Origin of the sequence: Hydrogenophaga taeniospiralis, from assembly GCF_020510445.1 — a bacterium.
In the GTDB taxonomy this organism is placed as follows: domain Bacteria; phylum Pseudomonadota; class Gammaproteobacteria; order Burkholderiales; family Burkholderiaceae_C; genus Hydrogenophaga.
In genome coordinates this window covers 4,987,858-5,006,756 of the sequence record NZ_JAHBAG010000001.1, presented here as the reverse complement: position 1 = coordinate 5,006,756, position 18,899 = coordinate 4,987,858, and the positions used below count along the sequence as shown (strand labels likewise).

The following is an 18,899-nucleotide window of genomic DNA, read 5'->3' as shown; positions in this document are numbered from 1 at the left end:
GATGCAAAACCAGCCCCCCCACCACACCAGCGCACTCGTCCTGTTCTCGGGCGGCCAGGACTCCACCACCTGCCTGGCCCAGGCTCTCTCGCGCTACCCGCGCGTCGAAACCCTGGGCTTCGACTACGGCCAGCGCCACAGCGTCGAGCTGCAGGCCCGCACCGTCGTGCTGCGCGAACTGCGCGAGCGCTTTCCCGCCTGGAGCGAGCGCCTGGGCGAGGACCACGTGCTCGACCTCGCCGTGCTCGGCAAAGTGAGCGAAACCTCGCTCACGCGCGACATGGCCTTCCGCATGGAAGCCAGCGGCCTGCCCAACACCTTCGTGCCCGGGCGCAACCTGCTGTTCTTGACGCTCGCCGCCGCGCTCGCCTACCGCCGCGGCATCCAGGTCATCGTCACCGGCGTCTGCGAAACCGACTTCAGCGGCTACCCCGACTGCCGCGACGACACCATGAAAGCCCTGCAGGTCGCGCTCTCGCTCGGCATGGACCACCGCTTCCTGATCGACACCCCGCTCATGTGGATCGACAAAGCCGCCACCTGGCGCCTGGCCGAAGAACTGGGCCAGGCCTCGGGCGTGCCCGGAGGCGGCCAGGCGCTGGTCAACCTGATCGTGGAACACACCCACACCTGCTACCTCGGCGACCGCGCGCACCGGCAGGACTGGGGCTATGGCTGCGGGAGCTGCCCGGCTTGTGAGCTGCGGGCGCGGGGGTGGGCGGGGTATCGCTACCCCCGTTGAGGTGGATTCATCCTGCCTCAACGAGGTTTCGTTCGAGCCCCTGTCTCGAACGCCCTGGCGGTACGCCCTTCTCGGTCTTTAGATACTGTTTCCCCAACGATCGATCTGATCGACGGTCTCGGTCAGAGTCCGCGCCATTGGTTGAATGCTTTCGGGTCAATAAATGGCCTTGCAGATGCGAAAACATATACTGTTGGGTCAGTCGGACAGCATAAATAAGCCAGGGAAAACACGTGAAAACTGAGAAGCAGAGTGCGGCGGCCATTGCGTCTGGTCAGCCGAAAGCCGCCGGGATGGCGGCACATTCTTCGGCGTCCCATCAGGCACCGAGCTCGCCACACCCACCACCCCCTTCAATGAGTCGACGGGGCGCCATCGTCGCCGGATCTGCTTCGCTGGTCACCACCCTGGGTGCATGGGGCATGCTCAGCGCGGCATTGCCGACCCCCTCGCGCTTTTCCAACATTGCGACATCTTCATCCGCGCAGCCGTCCATTGCGGAGAATCCGTCGGGAGCCACCTACACCCTGGTGCCCATGTCGCCAGAAGAATATGCGGCGTTCCGCCCGACGTTGACAGCGGGGCTCGCGAGCACCAATCAGGAACCATCCAGTCGTTGCCCAGAGGCGATCGCTCGTCTCACACTGATTTCGACCCCTCAGAGTCAAGGCCAGGTTCGCATCACGTCCGGTACGTACACGTCCCGCTGGTACTCGCTGGCAAAGGGGCCCATGGCATTCATCATCCCGTTTCCTGCCCCCTACGAAACAGGCAAAGGCGTGTTGGTGGTGGAGGGCAATGCAGAGCATGGTGTTTTGTCGTTGTCGCCGGGTATGGAGCTGAATTTCCCGTCAACGACAACCGTCAACATCCCGGTGGTCTGGAATATCAACCCAAACTGCAGGTGATCGGTCATGAATGCATCCTCTATTCGCTTCTACATTCCTCTACTTCTGATCACCGTATTCGGCGTTTTCCTGACGGTCTGGATCACCACCCCGGAAAAGGCCCCTTGGGTCGGCATGGCATACAGCGAGACCGTCACCAAAATCGCTGTTGCACTGCTCCTTTTCTCCGTTGCGCTGCTCCTGACATACGCCTCGGCCCGTCTGGCGATTCGGGGCACCACCTATGAGTCGAACGGCGTATGGCGCAGTTTTGTGGCTCCACCCGCGTTCGAATCTTCTGAGTCCCCGAACAAGCCCATCGAGCAAATCGAGTCCATGGTCGGGCTCAACTCGGTCAAACGCGAGATCAATTCACTCCTCTCACGCCTTCAGATCGAACAGCAGCGCCGTTTGCAGAACATGAGCGTCACGGCGACGAGCCAGCACATGGTGTTCACAGGTCCCCCGGGTGTCGGTAAAACCGAGATCGCACGCCAGTTGGGCGCCGTGTACAGAACGCTGGGCGTGCTAGAGAGTGGACACCTGGTGGAAGTGGATCGTTCAGACCTGGTGGCCGGGTATGTCGGTCAGACCGCTGAACGCACCCTGGCCATCTGCAAACGTGCGCTCGATGGTGTGCTGTTCATCGATGAGGCCTATTCCCTGGCTGACGGAAGCGCCGATGGCGGCGGATTTGGCAAAGAAGCCATTGAGGTTCTGCTCAAGTTCATGGAAGACCACCGCTCACGGATCATCGTGATCGTCGCGGGCTATCCCAATGAAATGAGGCGTTTCGTCTCCAGCAATCCTGGCTTGGCCAGCCGGTTCGCAAAGACCATCGACTTTCCGGCATACCGACCATCGGAGCTCTTCGCCATCTTCCAGCGCATTGCCCGGGAGCGCCAGTATGAGCTTCCCGATGCAGGACTGGAGCGTCTGCTCAAGCCGTGGTTTGCCGACCGCATGAAGTCAGCCGAATGGGGCAATGCCCGATCCATCCGCAACCTGTTCGAGCGGGTCTGTGAAGAGCAGGCCAACCGCCTGGCCACGTCTGCGGAGTTCGGCCACACCATTCAACACATCTCCCTGGACGACATTGAGTCGGCCATCGCGAAGCTGTAGGACGACATCAAATGAACGCCACGGACATCCGAACAAGCTTTGCAGCGTATCTCGGTCTGCAGGTGCTGGCGTTGCTGGCGTTGCTGGCAGGGTTTCACTTTGCCGCCAGTCACCCATGGAGCACGCTTCTTGCATCGGGCAACCTCTTTAGGTTGTCCTTGCTTCTGATCATTGGTGCCATCGGAACATATATCGCGTTGAAGCTCAGTGCGACCATCGACGCTCGACGCGCCATGCGTGCAGGGAGCACTGTTCGCCCCATCCTCATCACCTCCGATGAAGAGGCGGAGCCTGAGCGCCTGGACCCTGTACAAGCCTGTCTGAATCGCCTGGACAGCATGACCGGGTTGCAAGCGGTAAAGGATGAGGTCCGAGGTTTGGTCGCGCGCATACAGGTGGAACAGCGCCGCGCCGAAGCAGGACTCAGTGTCACTGCGATGAGCCAGCACATGGTGTTCTCGGGTGCGCCCGGTGTCGGCAAGACCGAAGTGGCCCGGATCCTGGGCGACATCTTCAAGGCACTGAAGGTGGTCCGGAAGGGCCATGTGGTCGAGGTGGATCGCGCCGCGCTCGTGGCCGGGTACGTCGGACAGACCGCCATCAAAACACTGGAAAAGTGCAAGGAAGCCCTTGACGGTGTTCTTTTCATCGATGAAGCCTACACATTGGCAGGCGATGCACAAGGGGGCCAGGGCTTTGGTCAGGAGTCGATCGACACCCTTCTCAAGTTCATGGAGGACAACCGCAGCCGGATCGTTGTGATCGCCGCCGGATACCCCCGTGAAATGGCAACATTCATCAATTCAAATCCTGGACTGGCCAGCCGGTTCACCAAGCAATTGCACTTCGCCAACTATGCGGAAGATGAATTGCTCGACATCTTCGCCAACATGGCGGCGGCACAGCAGTTCACGCTCCCGGGTCACTACAAGAACATCGTCCGTCCCTGGTTGTCTGTTCGTGCGAATGACAGAGCCTGGGCCAATGCACGCGAGATGCGGACTTTGCTGGAGCGGGCGCGTGAAGAGCATGCTCTTCGCATTGCGTCGACCCTCAGTGAAAGCCTCACCGAACTCAACGAAGCAGACCTGATTGCAGCGCTTGGGCGCTCGAGGTAACACCGATGAATGCCATCCTCAAAGCACATTCCAGCGCCTGGCTGGACTCAAAGACCTATCGGCTGGCCTGGTTGATGGGGCCTTTGGCGGTCGCCATACTCGTTTTCGGATCCGGGTTCTGGATTACTCCAAGCAATAACCTTCGGGTCCTGCCAGTGCCCTTGTCGTATACCGACGAGGAAGGGGGAAAAATTGACGCTGGCTTGAAGGCAAATGATCCTGTCACGCTACAGGCTCTTCGCGCTGCTGCTGCTGATGATGATCTGCGCGCGCTCAACTACATGGGGCTGCTGTACGACCCAACATCCGCGCGTCTTGGTGGAGTACCGCCGAATTTTGATGTTGCACTCACTTACTTTGAGAAAGCGGCGGCCCTTGGAAGCGTCAACGCCTTGGTGAACGCGGGAAAGATGCTCAGCAGCAGCCACAAACCAGACGAGGCCTGCAGCTACTTTCAAAAAGCCTTCAAAGCTGATGCCAGTCGCGGCGACGCCATGGCAGAAGCGGGATATTGCATGGCGACCGAGAATGGAGTTGTCGCAGCCGAGAAGGCCAAAGGGATTGGGCTGATGGAGTCTGCCGGGGCAGCCGGAACTGTCCGCGCCTATGCCCTTCTGGGCATTACATACATGATTCAGACGCCGCCCGACGTCAAGCAAGCCATCAGCAACTTCGAAAAGGCTGTCGCAGGCAATATTGATGACTTCGGCTACTCACACAATGAATTGGGCTCCATCTACCTTCATGGGGCATCAGGGGTTCCTCAGGATTATAAAAAGGCCATCGATCATTTTCAGAAAGGATATGAACAGGGTTCGGAAAAAAGTGCGGCCGACTTGTCGTTCGTTTATTCCACAGGCACCTATGGTGCACCTATCGATTATAAAAAAGCGGTCGAGTACGCGAGTTTTGCGGCTAAGGCAGGTAATTCGATTGGACATTACAACCTCTACATTTTTTATTTGAATGGACGGGGGGTGCGAAAAAATTACAACGTGGCGGCAAATCACTTGCTTAACGCCATAGCCTTGGGTTACAAAAATGCTTTGGAGGGCGCAAAAAATGATACCTATCCGATTGAATTCATTCGCGCCCTTCAATCTAGGTTGGCAAGAGCGGTTTTATTTAATGGGGCCATCAACGGTCAAGGAAGCGCTCAATTGATTCAAAGTTTGGAGTCGGTGTTCGACAGCAAGAGAGTGTTCGAGTAGGTGTGGGTTGATGTGGCCCTGAGTGATTCGGGTGGTCCACCAGAGCCGTGGTGCTCGGGTGGCTACAAGGTGAGCGTGCTGACATCCAATCAAGCCACCAATTCAACGTGATGCCTCTTTCCCGCCGTGAATTCCTCCTCGCGGGCGCCAGCGCCCCATTGCTGGCTGCCTGCGCGACCGACCTGACGCGCTACAGCGGCGAGCCGCTTCCTGCCCTGGCCACCCGGCTCGGCGTCTGCGCGGCGAGCCATGTCACGCTGAAAGCCGGCCGGCCCGGCGCTCCGGTGCTGGTGTCGGGCTGCACGTCGGCAAGTCCGTTGCCTTCCGACCCGGTGTTCCAGGCGGCGTCGCTTACCAAACCCGTGATCGCTTTCGCGGCCCTGAAGCTGGTTCGCGATGGGCAGCTTGATCTGCGGGCCTCGGTCTCGCGTTACCTGCCCGAGGGCTACGTCCACCGTCAGAAGCCGTTCAACAGCGCGAACGACAACCCTGTCGATCATGTGCCCGCGAGCACGCTGGCGCGCATCCCGCTGGGCACCTTGCTCAACCACAGCTCCGGTTTGCCGAACTGGACGCGCGGCCCCCTGTCTCCCGAGTTCGAGCCGGGCGAACGCTGGCAGTATTCCGGTGAGGGTTATATGTTGCTGCAGGCCGTCATCAGCGCCGTGACGGGGCAGGACATCGAGTCGGTCGTGGCACAGCGTGTGTTTGATCCGCTCGGCATGCGGCATTCCCGCCTGCGGCTGACGGACGACATCCGCGCACAGGTGCTGGACGGCACTTCGTGGCTGGGCGGGCGCGTGCGGTTTGACATCCGCGAGCCCAACGCGGCGGCGTCGCTCTACACCACGGCTGCGGATTACGCGCGCCTGCTGGCGGCCTGGCTGGCGGACCCCGCCTTGCTGGCGTTGACGCTGGCCCATCCCATGCCCGCCAAGCCGGCACTGGGGCTGGCCTGGGGCCAGGGCTGGGGCATCGAGACCGCGGCCGGCGGCCCCTACCTCTGGCAGTGGGGCAACAACCCGGGGTTCCGGGCCTTTGCCATGGTTTCGGTCGCTTCCCGCAACGGGTTTGTCTTGTTGACCAACAGCGAACGCGGCATGCCTCTGGCCGCTTCGCTGGCGCACGCCACCGTTCCGGCCGAACACGGTGTGTTTCGCTTCGATGCGTTGGGTTGAGCAAGTCACCCTGCCACGCGGGTGGTCGAACCGCACGCCTGTCATGCCTCCTTCACGGACCCGACGGATGATCCGTCGGTCGGGCGCACGCCGCCGACGTCACATCTCAACACACACCATTCGTTCATCCCACCGGAGGGGAATCCCCATGTCGTTCTTGCCCCGCATTCTGGGTCTGGCCGTGCTCGGCTTGGCCGCCGCGTCGGCGCTGGCCCAGTCGCCGTCCGCCACCCAAAGCCGTTCGTCCCATGGCGTCGTCGAGCGTCCGAGCCATGTCCAGCTGGGCCCGCGCCCGTTCTTTCTGGTCGATGGCATGGCCGATGGCCCGCTCAAGCGCGAGCTGCAGCAGTGCGCGCGGCGCGGTGATTTCAAGCCGCGCGAATTTTCCATCGGTCACCGCGGTGCACCCATGCAGTTCCCCGAGCACACACGCGAGTCCTACGTGGCGGCCGCGCGCATGGGCGCGGGCATCCTCGAATGCGACGTGACCTTCACCAAGGACAAGGAACTGGTCTGCCGCCACGCGCAGAACGACCTGCACACGACGACCAACATCCTGGTGACGCCGCTGGCGGCCAAGTGCACCCAGCCTTTCGTGCCCGCCGTGCTGGACGCCGATGGCAAGGTGGTGACGCCGGCCAAGGCCGAGTGCCGCACCAGCGACATCACGCTGGCCGAGTTCAAGACCCTGCGCGGCAAGATGGACGCTTCCAACCCGGCCGCGCGCACGCCCGAGCAGTACCTGGGCGGCACGGCCAACTGGCGCACCGACCTGTACTCGGGCCCGAGCAGCGGCACGCTGCTGACACACGCCGAAAGCATCGAGCTGTTCAAGCAGCTGGGCGTGAAGATGACGCCCGAACTCAAGAGCACCAGCGTGACCATGCCGTTCGACGGCTTCACGCAGCAGGCCTACGCGCAGAAGATGCTGGACGAGTACAAGCGGGCCCAGGTGGCGCCGCGCAACGTGTTCGCCCAGTCGTTCAACATCGACGACCTGCTGTACTGGGTGAAGAACGAGCCGGCGTTTGGCCAGCAGGCGGTCTACCTGGACGACGCCGACTCGCCCAAAGACCTGCCCGACCTCGCCACGCTCAAGGGGTACAAGGCGCAGGGCATCCACATCTGGGCGCCGCCGATGTTTGCGCTGCTGACCGCGGAGGGCGGCAAGATCGTGGCCTCACAGGCGGCGAAGGATGCCAAGGCGGCGGGCCTGGGGCTGATCACCTGGACGCTGGAGCGCTCGGGCGTGCTGGCCGATGGCAACAACGGGTGGTACTACCAGACCTTCGACAGCGCCGTGAAGGACGAAGGCGACATGCTCACCGCCCTGCACGTGCTGGCCAAGGACGTGGGCGTGATGGGCGTGTTCTCCGACTGGCCCGCCACCACCACCTTTTACGCCAACTGCATGAACCTGCGTTGAGGCGAGGCTTCGTGAGGACTCGGCCAGTAGGTGATGGTTTCATGGGCATTTACGCGACTGCCGGTGGCTGAACGGCCCTGGCCGTCGCCGCCACTTTCTGAACGTGCTGGACGAAGAATTCGAGGAAGGTGCGTGTGCGCAGCGGCAGAAACCGCCTGCTGGGCATGGTGGCAACGAGCTTCAATCCGTCAGCGCTGACCCATGGTGCGAGCACGCGACGCAGTTGTCCGCCATGCGGACGGGCGGTCAATGCAAGCTCGGGCAGAAAGGTGAGACCAGCGCCAGCCAACACGGCTTGGTACGTCGTCTCGTCGTCATTCGACATCACGGACCAGACAGGCGCGACTTCGATGCGGCGATCACCCCCGGCAGGGTTGGCGAGGGCGATCGCGTGCAGACGGGTGCCAGGGGTGTGCAGACGCACCATGCGATGCCGGGACAGATCCTCCGGTGCCTCGGGAACACCATGGACCTGGAGGTACTGCACTGAGCCGCAGAGGACATAGTTCATGTCGAGCACGGGGCGGACGACGGCGTCGGCATCCAGGTGATCGTCCTGTCTCACGATGGTCAGATCGAACTGGTGCAATTCCTGCACCGGACGATCGGAGGTGTGGATCTCGACTTGCACCGCAGGATACCGCCTCTGAAAATCGGCCACGCAGGGGGCCAGCAGATTCACAGCCACCAGCGAGGTTGTGGCGACGCGCAAGTTGCCCGAAATCTCACTCGAATGCGCCCGAACCTGGTCTTCGGCCTCCTCGATTTCCGACAGGATCAGACGCAGCCGCGACAGGTAGCCCTCCCCCGCCTGGGTGAGCGACATCTTTCGCGTCGTGCGATGCAGCAGTCGAACGGCCAGCGATTGCTCGAGGTCCTGGACTTGACGGGTGACAACCGCCGGTGCGAGGTCCATCTTGCGTGCGGCAGCGGCAAAGCCGCCTTCGTCTACGACACACTGAAAAACGCGCATCGATTGAAGGTGGTCCATGGTGATGTCCTTGGCAACTTGAAATCTCGGAGATCTGTGGCGCCGTGGCCGCACTGAGTGCGGCCACGGCTGCAGCTCAAAGAGCCTCCAGCGCGAGCGCGATCCCCTGGCCGCCCCCGATGCACAGGGTCACCACGCCCCGCTTCAACCCGTCGCGTCGCATCGAATGCAGCAGACGCGTGGTCAGCACGGCACCCGTGGCACCGATGGCGTGGCCGTGGGCGATCGAACCACCCTCGACATTGACGATGTCCTCCGGCAGGTCGAGTTCACGCAGGCAGGCCAACGTGATCGCGGCGAAGGCCTCGTTGATCTCGATGCGCTCCACGTCCGTGTGTTTCCAGTTGGCGCGCGCCAGCGCCAGCTTGACGGCCGGCACCGGGCCAATGCCGAACATGCCGGGCTCGACCGCCGCGACGCCATGAGCGACCAGGCGCGCCCAGGGTTGCAGGCCATGCCGTTCCGCGAACGCGCGCTCGGCCACGAGCATTGCCGAGGCGCCGCTGTTGAGTCCGGGCGCATTGCCGGCGGTGATGGTGCCGTCCTTGCGAAACGCGGGCTTGAGCCTGGCAAGCGTTTCCAGCGTGGTGTCGGGGCGGTTGGCTTCGTCCCTGGAAAAACTCACGGGGCCTTTTCGGCCGATTGTTTCGACCGCGACGATCTCGTCGTCGAACTTGCCGGCGGCCTGCGCGGCACCGAAGCGCTGCTGCGAACGCTCGGCCCAGCGGTCCTGATCCTCCCGCGTGACGCCGTATCGGCTGACAAGGTCCTCCGTATGCCACCCTGAGTGCTGACCGCTGAAGGCGTCATGAAGACCGTCCCGCAACAGGCTGTCGAGCATCTGCGCGTCCCCCATGCGTTGGCCCCAGCGCGTACCCGGCAGCAGATAGGGCGCCTGGTCCATGTTCTCCATGCCGCCAGCGATCGCGACCTGGGCGCATCCGGCCGCGATTTCGAGTGCTGCGGTCGCGATCGCCTGTGCCCCGGAGCCGCAGACCCGATTCACCGTCATGGCGGGCACCTGTACCGGGAGCCCGGCGCCGACAGAAGCCTGGCGCGCCGGGTTCATTCTGGCGCCAGCCTGGATGACCTGACCCATCACGACCGTGTCCACCGCATCGGCGGCGAGGTCGGAGCGTCGAAGGGCCTCGCGGATCACGGCCGCGCCCAGGTCGGGCGCGGGGGTGCCTTTTAGCGCACCGCCGAAGGCGCTGATCGGCGTGCGGACCGGGGTGCAGAGAACGATGTCGGGCTTGGTCATGTGTACTCCTTGAAATGTGTACCTGGGGGATCGGAGACGGCGTCAAATGCGGGCGGATGCAGGCACGGGTTCACCGGGGGGTGCCGCTTCGAGTTGATGGAGCAGACGCATTGCAATATGGCCAGCCAGGGCGCGCTGGTCGTCGAGTGCCTGCTCTTCCCGGCCGACGACGAGTTGCGCACTCAAAAAGAGCAGCTGCGTCTGTTGTGCGGCAAGTCGCTCTCGCAGACCATCGGCCAACATCCACTCCGCAAAAGGGCGCGAAGATATGGGCGCCGTGTTTCCCAGAGCTTGTTCGGCGTGCAACACGGACAGAACGTTGACCACTGCGCCTCCGCCGTTGGCCCTCAGCACGGGGGCAAATGCGTCGATCAATTTCACGGTGCGGCCGACGGTTGGCGTTCGCCGGCTGTATTCCCCGGCGACCAAACAGTTGACGAGAAGGGTCACGTCGGTCAGTTCCCGGGCAAGCTCACCGACGCGCCCTGTTCGTGCAATCTCCACGACTGGGTTTGCGGTGCCGGATGGCAGACTCCCGCCGCGGTCGTCACACGTTTCCGCGTACACCTTGGCCGCATCCCGCGCGATCAGGCCGCGCACGATGGCCGCGCCAATGGCACTGTCGGCACCCACAACCAGTGCAACAGATCCAGCGAGCATCATGTTTGTGCCATGTGGGCGACGCATCGCAAATGGGGCCGCCGTGCTTTCAGGCGAGTCCAAACGTCTTGCGCAGACCTTTCTCAACCGGGCCAGCGGGCATGAATCTGCGCAGCTTGGCCAGCAGAGACGCTTCGCCCTTGGGCGTGTGGCGCATCTTCCACGGTCCCAAAGCGGCTGCGACCATCGTGGCGGCGACGCCCTCGGGTTGGGGCGCTTTTTGGACATTGTTCTGGATGGCCTGGGAGACGATGCCGAGCTCCTGGCTGTAGTCGGAGATCCTGGCGACGGTCTGGGGTGCGTTGAGGTCCAGGTTGGTTTTGGTGAACGAGGGTTCGACCAATGCCACGCGGATGCCGAACTGGCGCACCTCGTGGTCCAGGGTTTCGGACAGTCCTTCGACGGCGTGCTTGGACGCCGAATAGAGCGCCATGTACGGCGCGGGCAGAAAACCCAGCACCGAGCTGACGTTGACGATGCGGCCGGAACGCTGCTGGCGCATGTGTGGCAGCACCGCCTTGATCACGCGCAAAAGGCCGAAGACGTTGGTGTCGAACAGCGTCTGGGCTTCGGCGATCGATGTTTCTTCTGCCGCGCCCAGCAGGGTTCCGCCCGCGCTGTTGACCAGCACGTCGATGCGTTTGGCTTGCGCGATGATGGTCTGGATGCCGCGCTCAATGGACGCGTCGTCGCGGATGTCCATCTCAATGAGCGCAACGCCCGGTATGGCTTGCGCTTTGGCCGTGTTGCGCACGGTGCCGAAGACCCGGCAACCCTGCTTGGCAAACTTCATGGCGGCGGCGCGCCCGATGCCCGATGACACGCCGGTGACGACGACAACTTTGGAATTCGACATGGCAGTTCCTTTTTGTGGGAGTGATTGGGGGTTGGGGGGATCAGCTTTGTGAAGGGGCTGGCCTGATCCTGAACCAGATGGAATACATGGCCGGCAGGAACACGAGCGTCAGGATCGTCCCGGCGAAGGTGCCGCCGATCAGTGTGTAGGCCAGCGTTCCCCAGAACACCGAATGGGTCAGCGGGATGAAGGCCAGGATCGCTGCCAGTGCGGTCAGGATCACCGGACGCGCGCGCTGCACGGTGGCCTCGACCAGCGCACGGTAGGGATCCAGCCCGGCTTCTTCGTTTTCACGGATCTGTCCGATCAGGATCAGCGTGTTGCGCATCAGGATGCCCGACAAGGCGATCAGGCCGACCAGCGCATTGATACCGAAAGGTTGCTGGAACAGCAGCAGGGTCGGCACCACACCGATCAGGCCCAGCGGGCTGGTCAGGAAGACCATCACCATCCCGGCGATCGAGCGCACCTGCAGGATGATGATGAGCAGGGTGATGGCCAGCATGATGGGGAAGATCGGCAGCATGGCGAGCGTCGCCTTGCCCGATTCTTCGATGGAACCGGCCTCTGCGAGGTGGTAGCCGCTCGGCAGCTTGTCCACGATGGGTTGGAGCTGCTGGGTGATGGCCGCCGACACGTCCGGCGGCTGCAAGCCTTCGGCGATGTCGCCGCGCACGGTGATCGTCGGCACACGGTCGCGCCGGCGCATGACCGGTTCTTCCATGCGCACCTCGACCTGGCCCACCTGCGACAGCGGGATGCGCTGCCCGTTGGCGCCCGCCAGCGTGAAGTCGCCGATCTTGGCCGGGTCGAGCCGGTTGTTGCCCGCCGAGCGCGCGACCACCTGCACCGTGCGGATGTCCTCGCGCACGGCGGTGACCGGAATGCCGCTGAGCAGGAATTGCAACTGTTCCGCCACGGCGCTGGAGCTCAGCCCCACGGCCTGCAGCCGGTCCTGCTGCAAGGTGAAATGCAGGGTGGGTGCGCGCGTGCCCCAGTCGGTGTTGACCGTGCGCATCAGTGGGCTGGCGTCCATGACCTGTTGCACATCAGCCGCGATTTGGCGCAACTTGTCGGGATCGGGGCCCGAGACCCGGTAGGCCACGGGGTAGGGCGAATAGGGGCCGAACACCAGTTGGGTGACGCGCAAACGTGCCTCGGGGGCCAGGCCGTCGGCGATCGCCTGGCGCAGCCGGTGTTTCAAGGCCTCGCGCTCGTCCTGGTTGTCCGTGCGCACCACGATCTTGGCGAACGACGGATCGGGCAGTTCCGGCCCCATCGAGAAATAGAAGCGCGGCGCGCCCTGGCCCACGTAGGCGGTGACGATCCTGGCTTCCTCTTGCTGGGCCAGCCAGGCTTCCACCTTCTGTGCAGCGGCGCTGGTCTGGGTGATCGCCGTGCCATAAGGCATCTGCACCTCGACCAACACTTCGGGCCGGTCAGAGATCGGGAAGAACTGTTTCTTGACCACCGCCATGCCGAGCACCGACACCACGAACAGGCCGATCACCGTGCTGGCGACGATCCACTTGCGGGCAATGACGCGCCCCAGCAGCTGGCGGAAGCGGTTGTAGCGTGGCGTGTTGTAGATGGCCTCGTGACCGCCTTCGATCTTCTTGAAGTCGGGCAGCAGCTTGACCCCGAGATAGGGCGTGAAGACCACAGCCACCACCCACGAGGCGATAAGCGCGATGCCCACGATCCAGAACATGTTGCTGGTGTACTCGCCCGCCGTGGACCGGGCGAAGCCATTGGGCATGAAGCCGACGGCCGTGACCAGCGTGCCCGACAACATGGGTGCTGCGGTATGGCTCCAGGCATAGGCCGAAGCGGTGATACGGTCATAGCCTTCTTCCATCTTCACCACCATCATTTCGATGGCGATGATGGCGTCGTCCACCAGCAAACCCAGCGCGAGGATCAGGGACCCCAGCGTGATGCGGTCGAAATTCTTGCCGGTGGCGAGCATCACCGCGAAGACGACGGCCAGCGTCAGCGGCACGGCCGCCGCAACCACGACCCCGACGCGCCAGCCCATGCTCACGAAGCTCACCAGCATGACCACCAGCACGGCAGCGAAGAACTTGACCATGAACTCATCGACCGCCGAGCTGATGTTGACGGCCTGGTCGGTGACTTTGGCCAAGCTCATGCCCAGCGGCTGCTCGGTGTTGATCGCAGTCACCTCGCTGTCCAGCGCCTTGCCCAGGTCGAGCCCGTTCCAGCCGTCGCGCATGACGACGCCCAGCAGCAGCGCGGGTTCGCCGCCGTTGCGGATCATGAACGTCGCCGGATCTTCATAGCCGCGCTTCACCGTGGCGATGTCCGACAGTTTCAGCGTGCGCCCCTGCGCCATCACGGGCGTGTTGCGGATCTTCTGCAGCTCGTCAAAGGCGCCGTCCAGGCGGATGAACACTTCGGGCCCTTGGGTCTCGACGGAGCCGGCCGGTGTCAGGGCGTTCTGGCTGCCCAAGGCGGCGAACACCTCCTGCGGGCTGACGCCCAAGGTGGCCAGGCGCTCGTGCGAAAACTCGACGTAGATGCGCTCCGACTGTTCGCCAACGATGTTGACCTTCTTCACGCCCGGCACGTGCAGCAGGCGCTGGCGCAGCGTTTCCGCGTCGCGAACGAGCTCGCGCTGCGGCACGCCCTTGGCCTTGAGGGCGTACAAGGCAAAGGTCACATCGGAATACTCGTCGTTGACAAACGGCCCCATCACGCCGGGCGGCAGATTGCGGATTTCGTCGCCGACCTTTTTGCGGGCCTGGTAGAACTCGTCCTGCACTTCCGATGGCGGGGTGCTGTCCAGCAAGGTCAACGTGGTGAACGCCAAGCCGGGCCGGGTGTAGGTCTCGCTGCGGTCGTACCAGCGCAGCTCCTGCAGGCGCTTTTCGATCTTCTCGGCGACCTGGTCCTGCATCTCCTGCGCGGTCGCGCCGGGCCAGGCGGTGATGATCGTCATCACCTTGATCGTGAATGAAGGGTCCTCCGCCCGACCCAGCTTGAAGAAGGACATGACCCCGCCGATCGAGATCAAGATGATCAGGAACAGGGTGATGGCGCGCTCGCGTACCGCGAGCGCCGACAGGTTGAAACGGCTTTCGCTCACGGGTGCACTCCCTGGGCCACGGGGGTGGCGGCAAGGCCCGCCACCCGGACCTGCTCGCCTTCGCGCAGCAGATGCGCGCCGAGCGCGACGATCCGGTCACCCCGCTGGATCTGCCCCGCGACGCGTGCGCCATCGTCATCGAGGTGCTGGACCGCGACCGGCCGCCAGGACACCTTGGCCGGCTCGCCATGGATGACCCACACCCCCGGCCCCTTGCCCGCGTCGAACACGGAGCCGATCGGCACCTGCACGTCTGCCTGGCCAAAGGAATGGCCGTCCGGGATCTGGATCACCACCGTGGCACCCAGCGGGGCGCCGGACAGTTCGCCTTCCAGCACGTACCGCGCCTCGAAAGTGCGGGTGAGCCGATCCGCCGCATTCGAGAGCTGCCGCAGCCGGGCCGGAACGACCACGCCGTCTTTGCCGAACAGCGTGGCCTGTCCTTCCGATCCGATGGCCGGGCGCAGGGTTTCCGGCAACTGGAGAACCGCCTCGCGACGGCCGGCGTGGGCCAGGCGCACCACCGGTTGCCCCGCGTTGACGACCTGGCCGGGTTCGGCCAGCGTTTCCATGACGACGCCGTCGGCGTCGGCAAGCAATTCCGCGTATCGGCTCGCATTGCGGGCAACGTCAGCCTGGGCCTCGGCTGCGCTGAGCTGGGCTTTGGCTGCGTCTGCCGCGGCCTTGATCTGGTCGTAGGCCGACGCCGATATCGCACCGGTTCCGCGCAGGTCGCGGTAGCGGGCTTCATCCTCCGCCGTCTGCTGCGCGCGTGCCCGTGCGGCGGCAACCGCCTCCTGTTGTGCATGCGCTGCCAGCTTCAGATCGACGGGGTCGATGCGCATGAGCGGCTGGCCGCGTTTGACGGTTTGCCCGGCGTCCACCAGCCGCTCCAGAACCTTGCCGGTGACCCGAAAACCCAGGTCGCTCTGCACCCGGGCGGCGACGGTTCCCGTGAACGAACGTGAGGAAGCGGCTGCTCCCTCGACGGTGGCGGCGCGCACGAGGGGCACCTCGGTACGCGGATCGGTGGTTGGCGCCTTTTCGCCGCATGCGATCAACGCAAACGGCAGTGCGCAAAAGGTTGTAAATGAAGTGAGGTAACGCCGGCGCATGGAAGTCCCACTGACAAAGTGAATAGGACCTCCATTGTGAAACTGGTGACCAAAATAGTCAATGGTCACATCTCACATTCTTTTTTTATCAGGGTGACAGGCTTCGCAGCACCAGGCTCGACAGGAGCGTCGGCGCCTCCTTGTTGTACTCAAAGCTGTGTTGCAGAAGCAACGGATTGAGGTAAGGCCGCATGACCAGGTAGATCGCCATGGCGGTCTCGTCCAGGGGCGTCTTGCGCTCGAAGTCACCGGATTGGCGACCCTCCTGCAACACATCTCGAAGCAGCGTCTGTATGCGTTCTTCATAGGCCAGAACGGCCTGCCAGCGCTCCGTGGCGGCCGAAGCGGCGATCTCGTAGAGCTTGCGATCCTGAAAAAACAGGCGAAGGCTCTCCTCTATCAGGGCCTTGAACATCCGCCGCAGCCTCTCCGGGGGCGCGTCTGCCCCCGCGACGGCTGCGCCGACCTCGGTTTCGATCTCGCGCAGGCAGTTCGCACAGATCACCTCGCCAATGGCTTGCTTGGATCCAAAGAACTTGTAGATATAGGCCTTGGAGAAGCCGATGGATTTGGCGAGATCGGAGACGGTTGTCTTTTCGTAGCCGTAGCGGCTGAAGTGTTCCGTGGCGGCGGCAACGATCTGGTCTCGCACCTCGTGGTCGGCCGGACCTCGGGTCGAAGCGGGAAGGGGGGGGCTGGTTTTCGTCATGGCGCCAGCTTACGTCACTTCAAAAGACTGGACAACTAGTGACTGTTTGGTATTATGGTCACTATTGCTTTTTCAAGGAAGAAATCCATGCTGCACAAACATACCCTTGCCGCGATCGCGGTGGCCTGCCTCACGGCGGGCTGCGCTGTCGGCCCCGATTACGCCCGGCCCGATGTGCCCATGCTGGAGCGATTCCAGGGCCAGGCGGCCGTGGACCGCAGACAGGCGACGGCCCCTGCCGATCTCGCCGAGTGGTGGGCGGCCTTTGGGGACCCGCAGCTGACACGCTTCGTCACGCTGGCGCTGGAACAGAACCTGGACATGGCGCAGGCCTCCGCGCGCGTCACTCAAGCGCGTGCCGGTTGGGGTGCGGCCCATGCCGCGTTGTTGCCAATAGGCAACATCACCGGCCAAGCTGCCAGGGCCTATCAGTCCGCCGAGACACCCTTGGGGCAGGTTTTGAGCTCGACACCCGGTTTCGACCGTTACGGCAATGCCTACGACGCCCATCTGGGGGCGAGTTGGGAACTGGATGTGTTCGGCGGTCTGCGCCGTGAACGGGAAGCGGTGTTTGCCGAGTACCAGGCGTCGGAAGCGGGGGCCACCGCCACGCGGCTGGCTGTGGCGGCCCAGACCGCCGACCTCTACATCAGCATCCGTGGACTGCAGACCCGCCTGGCCATTGCGCAGCGGCAGGTGCAGACGCAACAAGAACTGCTCTCGACCATCCAGCGTCTGTATGGCAAAGGCTTGGTGGCCGAGCTTCAGGTGAGGCAGGCCGAAGGCGCGCTGGCCCAGGTGCGGGCATCCATCCCGGTCCTTGGGGCGGGTCTGGACGTGGCCATGAACGCACTGGACGTGATGCTGGGCTCGCCGCCCGGCACGCATCGGGCGGAGCTGGTCGGAGCCGGGAATGTCCCGGTCGCCCCCCAGATCACGGCCGCCGGGTCCCCGCGTGAGTTGCTCAGGCGTCGGCCCGATCTGATCGTGGCCGAGCGCCGCCTGGCCGCTTCGAATGCGCGCGTTGGTGGTGCCATGGCCGAGTACTACCCCAAGCTTTCTCTGAGCGGGCTGATCGGCAGTGCGACATCGGTGTCCGGTGGCCATCTGTTCAGCAGCGGTGCTGGCCAGGCGGCCGGCGTGCTGGGCCTGCGTTGGCGTCTGTTCGATTTTGGGCGCATCAACGCGCAAATTGAACAGGCCAAGGGCCGGGAGGCCGAAGTGCTGGCGGCCTATCGGCTTGCCGTGCTGCGGGCCACGGAGGATGTGGAAAACGCCTTTTCGGCGCTGGTCAACCGGGAAGAGCAGGCGGCTGTTCTCGCCAATGGGGTGGATTCACTGGGCCGCGCGCGAGACGCGTCGTTGGCGGGATATCAAAAAGGGGTGCTCAGCCTGATCGAGGTCCTGCAGGCCGACGAAAACCTGTTGCGCACCTCGGATGCACACGCACAGGCGCAAACGGAATCGGCACGGGCCGCGGTGGCGGCGTTCAGGGCGCTTGGGGGCGGTTGGCGGGACCGTGATTCGGCGAACGTGGCGACCCTGTAACCAGCCTGCCTACCTGCCCAATGTCTTGAGGTCCACACCATGAGCTATATCGTTTCCATCTTGACCGGCATTGTCCTGGTGCTGTTCATCAGCGGCTGCGCGAACACCAGCGAAGGTGAATACACGTATCGGTGGAGCCAGGACAGGGTGGAAACCTTGCAATTGAGCAACGGCATTTCCTTGAGGTATGTGCGCACTGGCACCGGCCAACCGCTGGTGCTTTTGCACACCATACGCACACAACTCGATTATTTTGAAAAGCTGGTGCCCGAACTCAGTGGGCAGTACCAGGTTTACGCGCTGGATTTGCCGGGGCATGGGCAATCCAGCCTGCCGCCGGTTGACTACACGGAAGAATTTCTGCGCCAGACGGTGAAAGAATTCATGACCAGGCTGGATCTGAAAGATGCCACCCTGGTGGGGGAGTCCATTGGCGGTGTCCTGGCACTGACCGTCGCCGCAGAGTTGCCTGACAGGGTCAAGAGGGTTGTTTCCCTGAATCCTTACGATTACGGAGAGGATTTTGGTGGCGGCATACGTCGGAGCAGAAGCGGCTGGATGGTCGGTCTGTTCCAGGTATTTGGCCCCTATACATTCGAACCGAGATTCGTCACCGCCGCCGTGCTGGGTGGGGGCTTTCATGACGCATCCCGGTTGCCGGAAAAAATGCTGACCGAATTTTCTCGGACCGGCCAACGTGACGGCTATCGCCGTGCCGAATATTCCGTATTCAAGAACTGGACAACGTGGGTGGAAGCCCGGCAACTCTATTCCAGGGTCGCGGTTCCCGTCACCTTCATCTATGGCAATGAGGATTGGTCAAACCCGGAAGAAAGATTGCGAAACCGACAGGCCATTGCCCACTCGAAGTTGATGACGATCGAAAAATCGGGGCACTTCACGGCGCTGGAAAACCCCAGCGAGGTGGCGGACATCATCCTGTCCGGGCGTTCGCCATGACAAGCA

The 18,899-nt window shown here is 63.2% G+C and carries 16 protein-coding genes; 9 read left to right on the top strand and 7 right to left on the bottom strand.

Annotated elements, in window-relative coordinates; translation table 11 throughout:
* Nucleotide 1: 1 nt before the first annotated feature.
* From queC to KIH07_RS23915, 7 genes are all read left to right on the top strand, one after another.
* Entirely contained in the window at nucleotides 2-742 is a 741-nt protein-coding gene (queC, locus tag KIH07_RS23945; RefSeq protein ID WP_226494348.1) for a 7-cyano-7-deazaguanine synthase QueC, read from the top strand.
* A 233-nt stretch (nucleotides 743-975) separates the two neighbouring features.
* The gene (locus KIH07_RS23940) at nucleotides 976-1,650 is read left to right on the top strand and encodes a hypothetical protein (protein WP_226494347.1); all 675 of its coding nucleotides are present in this window, start codon (nucleotides 976-978) and stop codon (nucleotides 1,648-1,650) included.
* Between the two features lie 6 nt (nucleotides 1,651-1,656).
* On the top strand, nucleotides 1,657-2,751 hold the full coding sequence (locus tag KIH07_RS23935; RefSeq protein ID WP_226494346.1) for an AAA family ATPase: 1,095 nt from the start codon (nucleotides 1,657-1,659) through the stop codon (nucleotides 2,749-2,751).
* An 11-nt stretch (nucleotides 2,752-2,762) separates the two neighbouring features.
* Nucleotides 2,763-3,869, top strand: coding sequence for an AAA family ATPase (locus KIH07_RS23930; protein ID WP_226494345.1), 1,107 nt, complete (start codon nucleotides 2,763-2,765; stop codon nucleotides 3,867-3,869).
* Nucleotides 3,870-3,874: 5 nt separating this feature from the next.
* Nucleotides 3,875-5,080, top strand: coding sequence for a tetratricopeptide repeat protein (locus tag KIH07_RS23925; protein ID WP_226494344.1), 1,206 nt, complete (start codon nucleotides 3,875-3,877; stop codon nucleotides 5,078-5,080).
* Nucleotides 5,081-5,190: 110 nt separating this feature from the next.
* Nucleotides 5,191-6,258, top strand: coding sequence for a serine hydrolase domain-containing protein (locus tag KIH07_RS23920; RefSeq protein ID WP_226494343.1), 1,068 nt, complete (start codon nucleotides 5,191-5,193; stop codon nucleotides 6,256-6,258).
* Nucleotides 6,259-6,406: 148 nt separating this feature from the next.
* Nucleotides 6,407-7,684, top strand: a complete 1,278-nt coding sequence (locus tag KIH07_RS23915) for a glycerophosphodiester phosphodiesterase family protein (RefSeq protein ID WP_226494342.1) — start codon at nucleotides 6,407-6,409, stop codon at nucleotides 7,682-7,684.
* A gap of 49 nt (nucleotides 7,685-7,733) precedes the next feature.
* Here the strand turns inward: KIH07_RS23915 and KIH07_RS23910 are convergent, their stop codons facing one another.
* From KIH07_RS23910 to KIH07_RS23880, 7 genes are all read right to left on the bottom strand, one after another.
* Complete coding sequence (locus KIH07_RS23910) at nucleotides 7,734-8,675, bottom strand: LysR family transcriptional regulator (protein ID WP_226494341.1); 942 nt, start codon at nucleotides 8,673-8,675, stop codon at nucleotides 7,734-7,736.
* A 76-nt stretch (nucleotides 8,676-8,751) separates the two neighbouring features.
* Nucleotides 8,752-9,936: a thiolase family protein gene (locus KIH07_RS23905; protein WP_226494340.1), complete on the bottom strand. Its 1,185-nt coding sequence runs from the start codon at nucleotides 9,934-9,936 to the stop codon at nucleotides 8,752-8,754.
* Between the two features lie 42 nt (nucleotides 9,937-9,978).
* Nucleotides 9,979-10,599: a hypothetical protein gene (locus KIH07_RS23900; protein WP_226494339.1), complete on the bottom strand. Its 621-nt coding sequence runs from the start codon at nucleotides 10,597-10,599 to the stop codon at nucleotides 9,979-9,981.
* 46 nt (nucleotides 10,600-10,645) lie between these two features.
* On the bottom strand, nucleotides 10,646-11,452 hold the full coding sequence (locus KIH07_RS23895; protein WP_226494338.1) for an oxidoreductase: 807 nt from the start codon (nucleotides 11,450-11,452) through the stop codon (nucleotides 10,646-10,648).
* A 40-nt stretch (nucleotides 11,453-11,492) separates the two neighbouring features.
* The gene (locus tag KIH07_RS23890; RefSeq protein ID WP_226494337.1) at nucleotides 11,493-14,561 is read right to left on the bottom strand and encodes an efflux RND transporter permease subunit; all 3,069 of its coding nucleotides are present in this window, start codon (nucleotides 14,559-14,561) and stop codon (nucleotides 11,493-11,495) included.
* Entirely contained in the window at nucleotides 14,558-15,676 is a 1,119-nt protein-coding gene (locus KIH07_RS23885) for an efflux RND transporter periplasmic adaptor subunit (RefSeq protein ID WP_226494811.1), read from the bottom strand. The genes KIH07_RS23890 and KIH07_RS23885 overlap by 4 nt, the downstream gene beginning before the upstream one ends.
* Nucleotides 15,677-15,764: 88 nt before the next feature.
* Nucleotides 15,765-16,385, bottom strand: a complete 621-nt coding sequence (locus KIH07_RS23880; protein WP_226494336.1) for a TetR/AcrR family transcriptional regulator — start codon at nucleotides 16,383-16,385, stop codon at nucleotides 15,765-15,767.
* Nucleotides 16,386-16,472: 87 nt separating this feature from the next.
* On the opposite strand from KIH07_RS23880, the gene KIH07_RS23875 reads away from it, so the two are divergent.
* Nucleotides 16,473-17,933: an efflux transporter outer membrane subunit gene (locus KIH07_RS23875; RefSeq protein ID WP_226494335.1), complete on the top strand. Its 1,461-nt coding sequence runs from the start codon at nucleotides 16,473-16,475 to the stop codon at nucleotides 17,931-17,933.
* Between the two features lie 39 nt (nucleotides 17,934-17,972).
* Complete coding sequence (locus KIH07_RS23870; protein ID WP_226494334.1) at nucleotides 17,973-18,893, top strand: alpha/beta fold hydrolase; 921 nt, start codon at nucleotides 17,973-17,975, stop codon at nucleotides 18,891-18,893.
* Nucleotides 18,894-18,899: the final 6 nt, after the last annotated feature.